Origin of the sequence: Moritella yayanosii, assembly GCF_900465055.1 — a bacterium.
GTDB lineage: Bacteria > Pseudomonadota > Gammaproteobacteria > Enterobacterales > Moritellaceae > Moritella > Moritella yayanosii.
In genome coordinates this window covers 4,141,263-4,157,290 of record NZ_LS483250.1, presented here as the reverse complement: position 1 = coordinate 4,157,290, position 16,028 = coordinate 4,141,263, and the positions used below count along the sequence as shown (strand labels likewise).

Sequence of the window (16,028 nt, the reverse complement as noted above, 5' to 3'; positions counted from 1 at the left end):
CAAGGTGAGTAATCGTGATAATACAATATGCATATTCTAAATTTGATTAAAACTATACTGCCTCTAACCGTACTTTTGTTGTTAACAGCGTGTGGTGAGCAAATCTCAATTAAACAGAACAGTCTGGCTTATTGCACAGAGGGAAGCCCCAGTTCATTTAACCCGCAAACTGCCACATCCAATGTGACTCTTGATGCAACGACGAGCCAGCTATACAATCGTCTGCTCTTTATTGATCCAAATACTCAGCAATTCAAAGCTGGATTAGCCATCGACTGGGAAATATCTGAAGATCGCCTCACTTACCGCTTTTTTTTACGGAAAAATGTTCGTTTTCATCAAACTGATTACTTTACCCCGACACGACCGTTGAATGCCGATGATGTCATTTTCAGCTTTGCACGAATATTAGATAAGAAACATCCTTATCATGACGTTTCTGCTAATGGTTATCCTTTTTTTGAGGGCATCGAATTCGATCGGCAAATCCAATCACTGGTAAAAATTGATGATTACACGATTGAATTTAAATTAGTATTACCTGATTCTTCATTTATTGCCAATTTGGCCAGCGATTTCAGTGTTATTTTATCTGCTGAATATGGCGACACTTTAATCGCGTTAAACAAACAAATCGATATAGATAACCTGCCGATTGGTACCGGTCCATTTAAGTTTAAAGAATATCGTACTGATAACTTTATTCGCTATCAAAGACACGATAACTATTGGGGCGATAACGCCAAGATCGAACACTTAATTTTTGACATCACCCCGAATGCATCTTCTCGATTAGCGAAATTACTGACTCAAGAATGTGATATTATGGCTTATCCAGCGGCGAGCCAAGTGGAGATGATCAGTGAACATGACCGTGTTAAAATATCCGTTGAAACGGGTTTAAATGTGGCTTATTGGGCATTTAATTCTGAGCAGGCGCCGTTTGATAATCCTAAGATTCGCCGTGCACTCGCCCATACAATCAACCAAGAAACCATACTACAAGCTGTTTATTACAATACAGGTGTCAATGCCAAATCGATATTACCGCCGGTATCTTGGGCTTATAACCCATATCTAAAAAGTTATAAATACAACCTTGCCTATGCACGTCAATTAATCACCGAGGCTGGTTATCCAAATGGTTTTAAGATGAATATCTTGGCATTAAAATCATCTCAAGTTTATAATCCGGATGCGGTTAAAATGGCAGAGCTTATTCAAGCAGAGTTAGCGCAAATTGGTATCGAAGTCAAAATTATTAAATATGAGTGGCAACTCATGAAAAAGAAATTACAACAAGGTGAATACGATAGTTACCTATTGGGATGGGTTGCAGATAATAATGATCCAGATAATTTCTTCCGCTTCCAATTAAGTTGCAACGCGATTAACACCGGTTCTAATTATACCCGTTGGTGTAATTCAGAATTCGATGATTTGATTAATCAAGCGGTAACAGAAACAGAATACATTGAACGCATAACGCTCTATTATCGCGCCCAAGAAATTATTCAACAAGAATTACCCCTTATTCCACTGGCTCATTCATTACGCTTACATGCCTATAGCAGTGGTTTAAAAGGCGTTGAAACGACCGCTTTCGGTGGTATCAATTTCATTAATACAGAACGGCAGTAACACATGTTTTTTTATATAATAAGACGGATTAATCTACTGGTCATTACTGTAATGGCATTAACCGTTATTGGTTTTTATCTACGTAGTCGTATTCCTGGTGACTTGCCCTTAGATGGCAATTTATTCAGTAATTATTTAGATTATTTAATGGCAATAGCACACGGTGATTTAGGCGTTACCAATGGTACCGGTCAGCCTGTTATAGATGAGATATTAACCGTATTCCCCGCCACATTAGAATTGTGTTTCAGTGCCTTCATTCTATCGATTACGATTGGCGTGCCTATTGGTACGATTGCCGGCATGCGACGAGGCAGCTCACTTGATAGCACCATTATGGGCATCTCGCTGTTTATCTTTTCAATCCCGGTGTTCTGGTTAGCATCATTAGTGATGATGTACTTCGCGCTTAACTGGGATTGGCTGCCGGTAACAGGCCGACTGAACTTACTCTATGAGATTGATTCAGTTACCGGCTTTATGCTTATCGACACCCTTATTTCAGATAACCCACATAGCCAAGAGGCATTTTACGATGCGCTTAAACACTTATTGCTGCCGACTATTGTCTTAGCGACGGTACCGACCACCGAAGTTATTCGTCAAATGCGTAATCACGTCAGTGATGTCATGAAACAAAAATACATTAAAGCAGCTGCCAGTAAGGGCTTAAGTACAACCGAAATTATTATGCGCCACGTGCTGCGTAATGCCATTCCCAACATGATCCCGCACCTTGGCCTGCAATTTAGTACGGTATTAACCACGGCAATGGTCACTGAAGCAGTGTTCTCATGGCCGGGTATTGGTCGTTGGTTGATTAACAGTATTTATCAACAAGACTACGCGGCCATCCAAGGTGGTATGTTAACTGTGGCAATTTTTGTGGTCACAGCAAATGTATTAACCGAAATATTAACGGTTGTCATTCATCCAATTCGCAGGAAAGAACTTTATGCCCAATATTAATATCTTTGCGGATGAACATATTCTGTCGCCTACAGAACAAACCTGGAAGCATTATTCATCACAGCAAATTGCGATGGCCGCGTTATGGGCGCTTGGGTTATTGCTTTTCTTAATGGTTTTTGCACCTTTAATCGCCCCTCATGAACCTGATATACGACAAGCGAATTTATTGTTGCAACCACCGTCATGGGATGATCAAGGTACCGTTGATTACTTCTTTGGTACCGATGATTTAGGCCGAGATGTGTTGTCTCGATTATTATATGGTTTGCGCTTAACCTTTGGCAACGCGCTAATCATTAGCTTTATCGCCTTGGTTATAGGGACGACAATTGGTATTACCGCCGCGATCAGCCGTGGCCTATTATCAAGTACCTTGCATCATATTATGGATACGGCGTTATCAATCCCGTCACTATTATTAGCGATCATCTTTATCTCAGTGCTTGGGCCTGGCTTGGACCACAGTTTGTTCGCTATTTTATTGGCTTCGATTCCACAATTTATTCGTGGTGTGTATCTGTCGGTTTACCAAGAATTGCAAAAAGAGTACATCGTTGCGCTCAAACTCGATGGGGCCAATCACTACCGTATTATTCGTTATGGGGTATTCCCCAATATCATTGAAACACTGGTTAACTTACTTACTCGCGCGATCTCATCAGCTATAATTGATATAAGTGCATTAGGCTTTTTGGGCTTAGGTGCACAGCATCCTCTTTCGGAGTGGGGCACGATGTTATCAGGTGCAACCGATTTGGTATTTATTGCACCTTGGACGGTCATACTACCTGGGTTAGCTATTTTAGTGACGATCTTCATTATTAATATCGTTGGCGAAAGTTTAAGACAATCTGTGATTGCAGGAGTTGATTAATGGCACTACTCGATATTCGAAATCTCACCATTGAAATTGTCACACCGCAAGGTACTTTAAAAGCGGTTGATAAATTTAACCTTACCCTGAGTGATGGTGAAATACGTGGACTGGTCGGTGAATCAGGTTCCGGAAAAAGTCTTGTTGCAAAAGCAATTATGGGTATTACCAACGATAACTGGCGTGTTCGAGCAGACCGCTTACGGCTCGGTGATATTGATTTACTTAATTTAACCTCAGTGCAACGCCGTCGGGTAATGGGTAAAGAAATCGGCATGATTTTTCAAGATGCAGCCGCACATTTAGACCCATCAGAAAAAGCGGGTGATCAGCTTGCAGAAGCCATCCCGTGTGATCAGTTTATCGGTCATTTTTGGCAGCGCTTTAACTGGCGTAAAAAACAAGCCATTGCCCTACTGCATAAAGTCGGTGTAAAAGATCATAAAAAGGTGATGAATAGCTACCCTTTTGAACTCTCTGAAGGGCTTTGTCAAAAAGTGATGATAGCGATGGCCATTGCAAAAAAACCTCGCCTATTGATTGCTGATGAGCCGACAACAGCAATGGAGCCTAAAACGCAGAATCAAATTTTACGTTTACTCGATAAACTAAATAAGTTATCCCACACTACAATTCTTCTGATTAGCCACGATTTAGAAACAGTCAGTTTATTAGCAGATAATATAACCGTGATGTACTGTGGGCAGATGGTTGAAAGTGGCACGATAGATCAAGTGTTTAATCATACCCACCATCCTTATACTGCGGCATTATTACGGGCTAATCCCGATTTTAGCCAAGTGCCACATAAAGGACGGTTAAGAACCTTGGCTGGGCAGGTTCCGCTCTTACACCATTTGCCCATTGGTTGCCGACTAGGGCCACGCTGTCCTAATGCCCAAAAAAACTGCGTGATCACTCCGCCAATGCAAAAAATAAAAGGCCATATGTTTAGTTGCCACTTTCCATTAAATGCAGATGAATTAAAAGGTAAGAAATGTCAGAAAAAATAATCGACATCGCTGCGACAACACGCGAGCAGCCTTTATTTCGTGTAGAAAAATTGGGCAAGACCTTTATCAACCCAACCGGATTTTTTAAACGTCAAGAAGTTGTTGCGGTCCATGATATTTCATTTAGTTTAAATCGTTCAGAAACACTCGCGATTATTGGTGAAACAGGATCAGGTAAGTCAACTCTGGCACGATTACTTGCCGGCATTATAAAGCCGACAACGGGTAATATGTATATTGATGGCTGTAAACTCGATGACAGTAATACTGATTTACGGTGTCGTTCAATCAGAATGGTGTTTCAAGATCCTGAAACGTCACTCAATCCCCGTACCACTGTAGGCCAAATTTTGGATGCGCCATTGCAATTAAATACCGATATGTCCGTAACCAAACGGGCAGAGAAGATCACCGAAACATTACGTTTGGTTGGCTTGTTACCTGAATATGCGACCTTCTATCCCCCGATGTTATCAAGTGGACAAAAACAACGTATTGCACTGGCCAGAGCCCTTATTTTAAATCCAAAAATTATTATTGCTGATGATACACTATCAACACTGGATATTTCATTGCGCTCACAGATGATAAACTTGATGTTAGAACTACAAAAAACAATTGGTATCTCCTATATCGTTGTTACCCATAATATGGGCTTAGTAAAGCATATAAGTGATAAACTGATTGTTATGCATCAAGGGGAATGTATCGAGCAAGGTCGTACCGAACAGCTATTTTCTCAACCAACAGCGGCATTGTGTGGACAAATATTATCGAATCAATATGCGATGAAAAAACACCGCCGATGATTGTTATTACGCTAAATCATGCTCACCGCTAATCGTATTAATTTTACTTGTAGCGACGAACCTCACTTTTATTTAGCGCCGTTTTTATGTGTTCAAAAGCATCTACACGTAAGAAAAAACGCCATTTTTGACGTGGCACACGCTGCTTCATCATATTTTCGCTCACCATTAAATATTCAGTCGTTGCCGTATATTTCATCGCTCGAGACCCATTCACCTAAGATCGGGTTCTCTGTTGGTAACAAAGCCCCCCAGCAAGCAAGAGGGTAATAATCATAATAAAAAGTCTCGATGCAATATAAAATCACATCGAGACCCTTTCAAATTACTTAGTGAATCCTCTGGAAGGAACTAAATAAATCACTCTAGTTATATTTACTCTGCGGCGTTTACTACAGGGTAAGATACATCAGCTGCTTTGATCAGCGTTTGTATCAACATGTCATAGTCTGCTTGAGCATTCATATTTTTTAGTGTATCAGCCAAACGAACCGCTTCTTCAGCATTGATTTTAGCATCCCGAACAGACGAGAATTTAAGCAATGTTACATCGCCGTTAAGTGATGTTTCAGTTGCAATACTTGTTTGCTCTGCCGTAGGTTTTGGCATCGAGAATAATTTTCTCAATACTTTAAAATCTGCTTTTGAATAATCAAAGCGACTTAACCATTCTGGTGCAGTAAAGCTTGCATCAACACTTGCTAGTTCAGCCACAACATTTTCACCCGCGTTAATTTTCACTGATACAGAGGTCATGAAGCTTAACGCTTTTTGCTCTGCTTTTATTGCTGTTAAGCGTGCAACGATTTCATCATTAACCTCTGCTAATGCTTTCGTCGTTTGTGGCTTGTATTCATTAATACGAACAACAATACTTTGCTCATCAGAGATGTTAATAAGTTCAGAGTTTAGCGCTTCGGCAATAAAATATTGATCGAATAACGTGGCAGCAACTCTTGGATCATTCAAGGGTGCAGGGATCGCATTCGCAGAAAATAGCGCGGTTGACACAATTGTTAAGCCTGTTTCTTCCGATGCAACATCCAATGAATCAGGCACTTCAAATGCTTGCTCTGCTAAGGTTTCAGCTAACTCATCAAAATGGGAAACAGCTTGCTCATTTTTCAAACGTGTTTCAATTGTGGTTTTAACGTCTGCAAATGCTGTTACTTTACCCGGTTCAACCGCTAATAGTTTAATGATATGGAAACCAAAATCACTGCGCACTAACTCTGTCGTTACGTCACCGTCATTCACCAGTGCAAATGCAGCCGTTTCGAATGCCGGATCCATGATATCTTTTTCTAACCAATCCAGTTCACCGCCATGTTCACCGCTAAACGTATCATCAGATGATGTCTTCGCTAATTCAGCAAAATCTGCACCTGATTGAATTCGGGTCAGTAATGCTTGTGCTTTTTCCTCTGCAATTGATTCATCATCATTGAATGCAACAAGGATATGTGCCACTTTACGCTTATCCTCTTGAGCATAAGATGATAAGTGTTCTTTATAGTAATTTTCAGCCGCATCCGCGTCTAATTCAATACCCGCACTGATGTCTTTCATATCCACTAAGATATAGTCCACAGACGCTTGCTGCGGCGTTTGAAAGAAAGCTTTGCTGTTTTCATAGTAGCTATTAACTTCAGCATCCGTTACCACAATATCAGCTGCAAATTTATTTGCTGGCACGATAAGTTGACTTAGTTCACGTTGTTGATTTTGTAATGCCGCTAATTGTTTCACTTCATTTGGTAAACTAAATTCAGAGTTTACTAATGCATCCGTTAATTGTTGTTGGGCAAAATCAACGCGTAAACGTTCAACAAATTGTCCTGGTGTCATACCATTTTGGCGTAACAAACTGATGTAACGCTCATCATTAAATACACCATCCGTTTGGAATTCTTGCATTGCAAAAATATAACCACGGATCTTCTCATCGCCAATGCGTAACGCTAAATCATTTGTCATTTGTTGTAATAAATGTTGCGCAATTAACGTATTTAATGACTGTTGACGTATTTGATTTTGAAATTCTGGTTGCTCCCAACGCACGGCGAATGATTCACCTTGTTGAGACTCTAAACGAGAACGATCAGTTCTAACTTGATTTTCAAGTGCTTGCGTTGAAATATCTACGCCATTCACTGTCGCGGCGGATTGATTACCACCACCACCGAGATAACTACTTACACCAGCAAGGGCAAACGTAACGATCACTGCGCCTAAAATAATCTTAGCACCCGGTCCTTGTGAACCTTCGCGAAACTTCTCTAACATAATTGTATTCTCTAAACTGCAATACAGTAAATAACAATAAAAACGCACCTTATGGTGCGCCCTTACTCAAAAATTGAAACCAATAGCTTAAGACTTCAATGCATCTTTTAATAATTTCCCAGCTTTAAATACTGGAAGCTTAGATGCTGCTATTTGAATTTCTGCGCCTGTTTGTGGATTACGGCCAATACGTGCTGCGCGATCTCGTACACTAAAAGTACCAAAACCCACTAACGTAACAGACTCTTCTGCTACGAGTGTTTCTGTTACAGATTCAATCATTGCATCAATAGCACGGCCCGCAGCGGCTTTAGAAATATCAGCTTTAGCGGCAACACAATCTATCAGTTGAGCTTTATTCACTTTCTTCCCCTAATCTTGGTTATTTATATACATAATCGAACATAAATAAGACTAACTTCAATTGCATTTATAACAAGGTTAGAGTGACTATTCAAGTCTGGGTAGACACTCTAACCTAAAGCAATCACACTATTTTGTTACCACTTCAAAACCAGCGGGACTATTCACTAGCGCAAGCTCTAGCACTTCCTCAATCCAACGAACAGGATGAATTTCAAGATCACCAATGACATTGGCAGGGATCTCTTCTAAATCACGTTCATTGTCTTTTGGAATCAAGACACACTTAATACCACCACGATGTGCAGCGAGTAATTTCTCTTTCAAGCCACCAATGGGTAATACTTCACCTCTTAACGTGATCTCACCTGTCATTGCAACGTTGGCACGTACAGGATTACCCGTTAAACTAGACACCAGCGCAGTGCACATAGCAATGCCCGCACTTGGACCATCTTTTGGTGTCGCACCTTCAGGAACATGCACATGAATGTCACGTTTTTCATAAAAGTCGCCATTGATACGTAACTTATCCGCTCGAGAGCGAACAACCGTCATCGCCGCTTGAATAGATTCTTGCATCACTTCACCCAATGAACCGGTGTAGTTCAGCTTGCCTTTACCTGGAACAGATGTGGCTTCGATAGTCAATAAATCACCACCAACTTCTGTCCACGCCAGACCGGTTACTTGACCGACACGACTTTGACCTTCCGATTTACCAAAATCAAAACGCTGCACACCTAAATATTCAGATAAATTATCTTGATTGATCGTCACTGACTTAATTGATTTGTTCAGCAATATTTGCTTCACAGCTTTACGGCATAGTTTTGAAATTTCACGCTCAAGTGAACGCACGCCAGCTTCGCGAGTATAATAACGGATAATGCCCATTATCGCGCTATCGTCAATGCTAATTTCTTTTTGTTTTAAACCATTACGTTCAATTTGCTTATCCAGTAAATGCCGTTTAGCAATATTCAGTTTTTCATCTTCGGTATAACCCGATAAACGGATCACTTCCATACGGTCGAGTAGCGGACCTGGAATGTTCATTGAATTAGATGTCGCAACAAACATCACATCAGACAGATCGTAATCAACCTCTAGATAGTGATCATTAAACGTTGTATTTTGTTCTGGATCTAAAACTTCCAATAATGCCGATGCCGGATCACCACGCATATCCGACGCCATCTTGTCGATTTCATCTAACAAGAAAAGTGGATTACGCACTCCAACTTTAGCCATTTTTTGGATTATTTTACCTGGCATAGAGCCAATGTAAGTACGGCGATGTCCACGAATTTCCGCTTCATCACGTACGCCACCCAGTGCCATACGCACATACTTACGTCCCGTTGCCTTAGCAATCGATTGACCTAACGAGGTTTTACCCACACCAGGAGGACCGACAAGACATAGAATTGGGCCTTTGAGTTTATTCACTCGGCTTTGTACCGCTAGATATTCTAAAATACGTTCTTTTACTTTATCCAAACCATAATGGTCTGCATCGAGCATTTCTAACGCTTTAGGAATGTCTTTTTTAACTTTTGAACGTTTCTTCCAAGGCACTGAAATCATCCAATCGATATAGCTACGTACTACAGTGGCTTCTGCAGACATAGGAGACATCATTTTTAATTTATTTAACTCAGAGATGGTCTTATTTTTCGGTTCAGCAGGCATGTATGCTTGCTCAATCTTCTCAGCCAATTGTTCAAATTCATCAACACCATCTTCAGACTCGCCAAGCTCTTTTTGAATCGCTTTCATTTGCTCATTCAAATAGTATTCGCGTTGGCTTTTTTCCATCTGTTTTTTAACACGTGTCCGAATTTTCTTCTCTACGTGTAAGAGGTCGATTTCAGATTCCATTTGTGCCATTAGGAACTCAAGACGTTCTGCAACGTTACTCAGTTCTAACACCACTTGCTTGTCTTCTAATTTTAATGGCATATGGGCAGCCATTGTATCTGCAAGACGCGCAGCTTCGTCGATCGCCGCCACTGAGGTTAAAACTTCAGCAGGGATTTTTTTATTTAGTTTTATATAACCTTCAAACTGGCCAATTGCCGAACGAATGAGTACATCTTCTTCTTCATCAGATACTGATTCAGAAATAATATATTCAATCTCTGCTTGAAAATAATCATTGCTATCACTCAAGCTATTTAATTTAGCTCTTTGTGTGCCTTCGACCAATACTTTAACCGTGCCATCAGGCAATTTCAACATTTGTAAAATATTAGCGACTGTACCCACGCTATGTAGATCGTCAACTTGGGGATCATCTTGAGCTGCATCTTTTTGTGCAACTAAAAATATTTGTTTATCTGTATCCATTGCGGCTTCAAGACAACGAATTGACTTTTCTCGGCCAATAAACAAAGGGATTACCATATGGGGATAAACCACAACATCACGCAATGGTAATACAGGTATATCTACACGTTCCGTACGCTCAAAACTCATCTTGTCCTCACTTATAAAACTGGACTAAGGGCTAATATTGAATATATAGGGATTATTACTCAACAATCAATGCTAAGCGTTTAAAATATCAAAAATAATATAAAAAAGGGGCGTTGCGCCCCTTTTTACTATTAAATGTTTGAAAATCTAACACTAGTCTGCTGATACAGCCTTGTTCTCTGTATTTTCATAAATCAAAATTGGTGCTGATTCAGCATTAATTACAGATTCATCAATCACAACTTTGCTAACATTATCAACTGAAGGTAGATCATACATAGTATCCAGTAAAATGGCTTCTACAATTGAACGCAAACCACGAGCACCGGTATTTCGTGACATCGCTTTCTTTGCAATTGCAGTGAGAGCTTCTTCACTGAACTCTAAGTCAACACCTTCTAAATCGAATAGTGCAGAATACTGCTTAGTTAGTGCATTTTTCGGTTCTGTTAAGATCTGAATTAATGCTTCTTCATCAAGTTCGGTTAGTGTTGCAGTCACAGGTAAACGACCGATAAATTCAGGGATAAGACCGAATTTAACCAGATCTTGTGGTTCAACTTTAGCGAAGACTTCAGATAAAGTGGCTTTGTCAGCTTCACCTTTCACTTCTGCTGTAAAACCAATACCACTGTTAGTGTTAGTTCGCATTTCAATCACTTTCTCTAAGCCTGAAAATGCACCACCACAGATAAATAAGATCTTAGATGTGTCTACTTGTAAAAACTCTTGTTGGGGATGCTTACGACCACCTTGTGGTGGTACTGAAGCAATCGTTCCTTCAATCAGTTTTAATAATGCTTGTTGAACACCTTCACCCGATACATCTCGAGTAATAGATGGATTATCAGATTTTCGAGAAATTTTATCAATTTCATCAATATAGACGATACCACGTTGCGCTTTTTCTACATCATAATCACATTTTTGCAATAATTTCTGAATAATATTTTCAACATCTTCACCAACATAACCAGCTTCAGTTAATGTTGTTGCATCAGCTATAGTAAAAGGTACATCAAGAATACGTGCTAGTGTTTCAGCTAATAATGTTTTACCACTACCCGTTGGACCAATTAGCAGGATATTACTTTTACCTAGTTCTACACCATTTGATGTATCGCCACTGCGTAAACGCTTGTAGTGATTGTATACTGCAACAGCTAACACTTTCTTAGCATGGTCTTGACCAATGACGTAATCATCGAGCTTGCCACGAATTTGATGCGGTGTCGGTAATGCATCACCTTCACGTTTTGGTGTGATGTCTTTAATCTCTTCACGAATTATATCGTTACAAAGATCAACACATTCATCACAAATGTAGACAGATGGGCCAGCAATTAATTTACGTACTTCATGTTGGCTTTTGCCACAAAAAGAACAATACAGTAATTTACCGTTATCCCCATTTTTTGTTTCTGTCATTCGATAACCTCACATTACAGGTGAAAGCCCAGTGCCTAATCTTTATTATGGCTAAAAGACAATCATCCTGTCAAAAATTACTTAATCACGTTTTGTTATTACTGTATCGATAAGACCGTAATCCATCGCTTCAGCTGACGTCATAAAATTATCACGATCAGTGTCTTTAGCAAGACGATCATACTCTTGACCAGTGTGCTCAGCTAATATTTCATTTAATTTACGCTTAGTTTTAATAATTTCATTCGCGTGAATTTCAATATCAGATGCTTGACCTTGATAACCACCTAACGGTTGGTGGATCATAATCTTAGCATTAGGCAGTGCGTGACGCTTACCTTTTTCACCACCAGCAAGTAAGAAAGCACCCATACTCGCAGCCATACCCATACAAATCGTAGACACGTTTGGCTTAATAAATTGCATGGTGTCATAAATTGACAGGCCAGCACTGACAGAACCACCTGGTGAATTGATATAAAGGAAAATATCTTTATCTGGGTTTTCTGATTCTAAGAAAAGTAACTGTGCAACAACAAGATTAGCCATATGGTCTTCAACCTGGCCAGTCAAAAAGATTACACGGTCTTTTAAGAGTCGAGAATAAATGTCATAAGAACGCTCGCCTTTAGCTGTTTGCTCAACAACCATAGGTACTAACGTGTTTGACGGTGACTCTGTGATATTATTAAAGAATTGTGACATATTATCATCCCTAAATAAAAATGGCCCAAGTGAAACACCCTCACTCGAGCCATTATAGCGCTTAATTACGTATTTTGTTCAATCTAATCAACAATTATGCGTTTTGAGTCGCTTTATTCATTAGTTCTTCAAACGCAACTTCTTTTTCTGTAACATTTGCTTTTTCTAATACTAAATCAATAGCTTGGTCTTCAACAGCTACGTTACGAACGTTTGCTAGTGCTTGCTCGTCGTCTTTGTAGTGTGCGATTACTTCAGCTGGATCTTCGTATGCAGAAGCCATAGATGCGATCATATTTTGAACACGTGTGTCATCTGCAGTGATTTCATTTTCTTTGATGAATTCACCAAGTATTAGACCGATTTTAACACGACGGTTAGCTTGTTCCGTGAATAGTTCATCAGGAAGTTCTGGCGCATTTTGTGGTGCCATTTGGCCAAAACGTTGCGTTGCTTGTTCACGTAATGTAACGATTTCTTGCTTAACTAATGCAGCAGGAACGTCGATGTCATTTGATTCAACTAGCGCGTCAAGCACTTTAGTTTTTGTGTCAGCTTTGATAGCTTGCTCAAGTTCACGGCTCATATTTTTGCTAATTTCAGTTTTTAGAGACTCAAGCGTACCGTCTTCAACACCGAATTTACCTACAAATTCAGCATTAATTTCTGGTAATTCTTGCGTTTCAACAGCGTTTAGCGTGATAGCGAAGATTGCAGTTTTACCTTTTAGGTTTTCTGCATGGTATTCTTCAGGAAAAGTTACTTCAACAGTGAACTCTTCGCCTGCAGATTTACCTACAATGCCTTCTTCGAAACCAGGGATCATACGACCTTGGCCCATCGCTAGTGTGAAGTCTTCAGCTTTGCCGCCTTCGAATTCTTCACCGTCGATGCTACCATTGAAGTTAACTTTAACTTGGTCGTTAGCTTCGGCAGCGCGATCAACAGTAACCCACTCAGCGTGTTGCTTACGTAAAGTTTCGATCATGCCATCAACATCAGCGTCAGTTACTGAAGATACTGATTTTTCGATTGCGATTGCTTCGACACCAGCAACTTCAAATTCTGGGTACACTTCAAGCGTTGCAGTGAAAGAAAAGTCTTCGCCGTCTTTAACTTTTGCAGCTTCAAGCGTTGGTGCACCAGCTAGGTTTAATTTTTCAGCTACAATTGCTTCGTAGAAGTTACGTTGCATTATTTCACCAGCAACTTCTTCAGCTACAGCTGCGCCAAAACGCTTTTTGATTACTTTAGCTGGCACTTTACCTGGACGGAACCCATCGATACGTTGAGTTTTTGCTAAACCACGTAAACGGTTTTCGATTTCTTTGCTAACTGTTGCAGCTGGAACTGTGATAGTTAAGCGGCGCTCTAGGCCTTGAGTCGTTTCTACAGAAACTTGCATTTAGATACCTCTAATTAATTTATAACATTTCCAACTGGAAATTTATGACGCGACATTATAGCTAGTAGCAAGAAAAAATCGAGCATTGCCACTCTAAACAGCACTTTAATATTATATTTGCTTATACTGTATGGATGAAAAGTTAAAATTCAAGAACAAAAATGATATTTCTGAGTAAATAAGATAAAAAAACAACAAATCTACAGTTTACATCTTAACTTTGGTTAATTACTCACCATCCCACATAGATCACTAATCCAGCATACTGACCTAATCCAATCTAGAGTCCAAGTATACCTAAACTACTTCAAGATGCAAAGTCAGAGTGCTAGGTACAGCATCCATCTACACAGTTGATAATGAAAATGTACACTATAATAAATTTGGTGTTAGCCAGATTTATTCCATTAAACTTGTTTTAGGAGTTGCTATGACCCTTTTCGAGATTGAACGTGCATTTCTAGACTTTACCAATCAGCTAGAGTCACTCAAAGACAAATATCCCAACCCAGAAATGATGCAACATATTGATAATCTCATGACCGACACCCAGATTATTAAATTAAAAGTAATGCGCTTAGATAGTGTCAAAGCACAAGACCAACAGCACTTATCGCAATCAGTGGTCAGTCACATTGCTAAGTTACAAACACAAATTACAGCACTAAAACAATCATTTGAAATAATAACCTTCAATGCTTGAGGGAAAATACAAAAAGTAATTTATCTGCGCCACAAAGTAGCACAATTAACATTTCTGTAACTATACTTCTGCAAATAACAGTGGATTGTTAAATGCAGACAGCAGTAGCAGGGAAGAAACACAATTCACTCATTATCTGATCTATATTTTGCGAGTCATTATGGATAATATTGAGGGAGGTTATGTGCGCTTATTAAAACCAATAATAACAATAAACACACTTATACTAGGGATGGTTTCCACGCCACTTATTGCGCAGCAGTCAACGCTGAATATGACGGAGGGCGTCACCGGTATCAGCCATACTGTCTACAACTTACACATGACCATTCTTTATATTTGTATTGCCATTGCTGTAATTGTTTTTGGCATCATGTTTTGGTCTTTATATCAACACCGCAAGTCTAAAGGCGCGGTCGCGGCCAAATTCCATGAAAGCACGACCGTGGAGATAATTTGGACTGCGATCCCCATCGTGATCTTAATTGGTATGGCGATCCCATCAACACAAGCACTGATCTTAATGGAAGATACCACAGAAGCTGATATCACCATTCAAATCACCGGTTCACAATGGAAGTGGCATTATCGTTATTTTGATCATGACCTTGAGTTCTATAGCCGTTTGACCACCAGCCAAGCTGAAATCAACAACGAGGTAGAGAAACAACCGCACTACCTAAAAGAGGTGGATAATCCGCTGGTATTACCGATCAATAAAAAGGTCCGTTTTCTCATCACGGCTGATGATGTCATTCATTCATGGTGGGTGCCTGCATTTGCAGTGAAAAAAGACGCCAACCCCGGTTTTATTAATGAGGCTTGGACCAAAATAGACACTCCCGGAACCTACCGCGGTCAATGTGCAGAGCTATGCGGTAAAGACCACGGCTTTATGCCAATTGTGGTCACGGCATTAGAGCCTGAAGCATTTGATGATTGGCTAGCCCAAGCTCAAGTTACGGCCAAACAGCAGTTACAAGCAGAGCAGCAAAGTCTGACACAAACCATGGATATGCCAACCATGATGTCACTCGGTGAAGACGTTTATAATCGCACTTGTTTAGCTTGCCACCAAGCAAGCGGACAAGGTATCCCCGGTGCATTCCCCGCATTAAAAAATAGTCCTGTCGCACTTGGCAATGTCAACAAACACATCGATATTGTCCTACACGGTGTATCAGGCACTGCAATGGCATCATTTGCAAAACAATTAACGAAAAAAGAACTCGCAGCGGTTATCACCTACGAACGTAATGCTTGGGGTAATAATACCGGTGATATTGTACAACCTTCACAAATAGATGCGGCATTAACTGATAATAATCAGTAATTCAAGGGACTGTCA

At 40.0% G+C, this 16,028-nt stretch carries 14 protein-coding genes; 7 read left to right on the top strand and 7 right to left on the bottom strand.

Annotated elements, in window-relative coordinates; all coding sequences use genetic code 11:
• The first annotated feature begins 27 nt into the window (after nt 1-27).
• From sapA to MORIYA_RS19380, 5 genes are read left to right on the top strand one after another with little or no spacing between them, the layout of a single operon-like run.
• A complete protein-coding gene (sapA, locus tag MORIYA_RS19400; RefSeq protein ID WP_112717906.1) occupies nt 28-1,641 on the top strand; it encodes an ABC transporter substrate-binding protein SapA in 1,614 nt (537 codons plus the stop codon).
• Between the two features lie 3 nt (nt 1,642-1,644).
• Nucleotides 1,645-2,610: an ABC transporter permease gene (locus tag MORIYA_RS19395; protein ID WP_112717904.1), complete on the top strand. Its 966-nt coding sequence runs from the start codon at nt 1,645-1,647 to the stop codon at nt 2,608-2,610.
• Nucleotides 2,597-3,487 carry an ABC transporter permease subunit gene (locus tag MORIYA_RS19390; protein ID WP_112717902.1) on the top strand — a complete coding sequence of 297 codons (891 nt, stop codon included), beginning with the start codon at nt 2,597-2,599 and terminating at the stop codon, nt 3,485-3,487. The genes MORIYA_RS19395 and MORIYA_RS19390 overlap by 14 nt, the downstream gene beginning before the upstream one ends.
• Entirely contained in the window at nt 3,487-4,500 is a 1,014-nt protein-coding gene (locus tag MORIYA_RS19385) for a peptide ABC transporter ATP-binding protein (protein ID WP_112717900.1), read from the top strand. Before MORIYA_RS19390 ends, MORIYA_RS19385 begins: the two co-directional genes overlap by 1 nt.
• Entirely contained in the window at nt 4,485-5,309 is an 825-nt protein-coding gene (locus tag MORIYA_RS19380; protein WP_112717898.1) for a peptide ABC transporter ATP-binding protein, read from the top strand. The genes MORIYA_RS19385 and MORIYA_RS19380 overlap by 16 nt, the downstream gene beginning before the upstream one ends.
• Before the next feature lie 43 nt (nt 5,310-5,352).
• On the opposite strand, the gene MORIYA_RS20875 is transcribed toward MORIYA_RS19380, so the two are convergent.
• From MORIYA_RS20875 to tig, 7 genes are all read right to left on the bottom strand, one after another.
• Nucleotides 5,353-5,508 (bottom strand): hypothetical protein, encoded by a 156-nt coding sequence (locus MORIYA_RS20875; protein WP_162629299.1) that lies wholly within the window; start codon nt 5,506-5,508, stop codon nt 5,353-5,355.
• Between the two features lie 176 nt (nt 5,509-5,684).
• Nucleotides 5,685-7,595 (bottom strand): SurA N-terminal domain-containing protein, encoded by a 1,911-nt coding sequence (locus MORIYA_RS19375; protein ID WP_112717896.1) that lies wholly within the window; start codon nt 7,593-7,595, stop codon nt 5,685-5,687.
• A gap of 87 nt (nt 7,596-7,682) precedes the next feature.
• Nucleotides 7,683-7,958 (bottom strand): HU family DNA-binding protein, encoded by a 276-nt coding sequence (locus tag MORIYA_RS19370; RefSeq protein WP_112717894.1) that lies wholly within the window; start codon nt 7,956-7,958, stop codon nt 7,683-7,685.
• Nucleotides 7,959-8,087: 129 nt separating this feature from the next.
• On the bottom strand, nt 8,088-10,439 hold the full coding sequence (gene lon / locus MORIYA_RS19365; protein ID WP_112717892.1) for an endopeptidase La: 2,352 nt from the start codon (nt 10,437-10,439) through the stop codon (nt 8,088-8,090).
• Nucleotides 10,440-10,592: 153 nt separating this feature from the next.
• On the bottom strand, nt 10,593-11,867 hold the full coding sequence (clpX, locus tag MORIYA_RS19360; RefSeq protein ID WP_112717890.1) for an ATP-dependent protease ATP-binding subunit ClpX: 1,275 nt from the start codon (nt 11,865-11,867) through the stop codon (nt 10,593-10,595).
• A gap of 81 nt (nt 11,868-11,948) precedes the next feature.
• On the bottom strand, nt 11,949-12,572 hold the full coding sequence (gene clpP / locus MORIYA_RS19355; protein ID WP_112717888.1) for an ATP-dependent Clp endopeptidase proteolytic subunit ClpP: 624 nt from the start codon (nt 12,570-12,572) through the stop codon (nt 11,949-11,951).
• Nucleotides 12,573-12,666: 94 nt separating this feature from the next.
• Nucleotides 12,667-13,977, bottom strand: coding sequence for a trigger factor (tig, locus tag MORIYA_RS19350; protein WP_112717886.1), 1,311 nt, complete (start codon nt 13,975-13,977; stop codon nt 12,667-12,669).
• 430 nt (nt 13,978-14,407) lie between these two features.
• On the opposite strand from tig, the gene MORIYA_RS19345 reads away from it, so the two are divergent.
• Together MORIYA_RS19345 and coxB are read left to right on the top strand one after the other, a co-directional pair.
• Nucleotides 14,408-14,680 (top strand): hypothetical protein, encoded by a 273-nt coding sequence (locus tag MORIYA_RS19345; protein WP_112717884.1) that lies wholly within the window; start codon nt 14,408-14,410, stop codon nt 14,678-14,680.
• Nucleotides 14,681-14,840: 160 nt separating this feature from the next.
• A complete protein-coding gene (gene coxB / locus MORIYA_RS19340; protein ID WP_112717882.1) occupies nt 14,841-16,013 on the top strand; it encodes a cytochrome c oxidase subunit II in 1,173 nt (390 codons plus the stop codon).
• Nucleotides 16,014-16,028 lie beyond the last annotated feature (15 nt).

Coding starts and splice junctions, on each gene's coding strand:
- clpP (WP_112717888.1), bottom strand. CDS start 12,572: ATGTCACAATTCTTTAATAATATCACAGAGTCACCGTCAAACACGTTA.
- lon (WP_112717892.1), bottom strand. CDS start 10,439: ATGAGTTTTGAGCGTACGGAACGTGTAGATATACCTGTATTACCATTG.
- MORIYA_RS19385 (WP_112717900.1), top strand. CDS start 3,487: ATGGCACTACTCGATATTCGAAATCTCACCATTGAAATTGTCACACCG.
- MORIYA_RS19345 (WP_112717884.1), top strand. CDS start 14,408: ATGACCCTTTTCGAGATTGAACGTGCATTTCTAGACTTTACCAATCAG.
- tig (WP_112717886.1), bottom strand. CDS start 13,977: ATGCAAGTTTCTGTAGAAACGACTCAAGGCCTAGAGCGCCGCTTAACT.
- MORIYA_RS19380 (WP_112717898.1), top strand. CDS start 4,485: ATGTCAGAAAAAATAATCGACATCGCTGCGACAACACGCGAGCAGCCT.
- sapA (WP_112717906.1), top strand. CDS start 28: ATGCATATTCTAAATTTGATTAAAACTATACTGCCTCTAACCGTACTT.
- coxB (WP_112717882.1), top strand. CDS start 14,841: ATGGATAATATTGAGGGAGGTTATGTGCGCTTATTAAAACCAATAATA.
- MORIYA_RS19390 (WP_112717902.1), top strand. CDS start 2,597: ATGCCCAATATTAATATCTTTGCGGATGAACATATTCTGTCGCCTACA.
- MORIYA_RS20875 (WP_162629299.1), bottom strand. CDS start 5,508: ATGAAATATACGGCAACGACTGAATATTTAATGGTGAGCGAAAATATG.
- MORIYA_RS19395 (WP_112717904.1), top strand. CDS start 1,645: ATGTTTTTTTATATAATAAGACGGATTAATCTACTGGTCATTACTGTA.
- clpX (WP_112717890.1), bottom strand. CDS start 11,867: ATGACAGAAACAAAAAATGGGGATAACGGTAAATTACTGTATTGTTCT.
- MORIYA_RS19375 (WP_112717896.1), bottom strand. CDS start 7,595: ATGTTAGAGAAGTTTCGCGAAGGTTCACAAGGACCGGGTGCTAAGATT.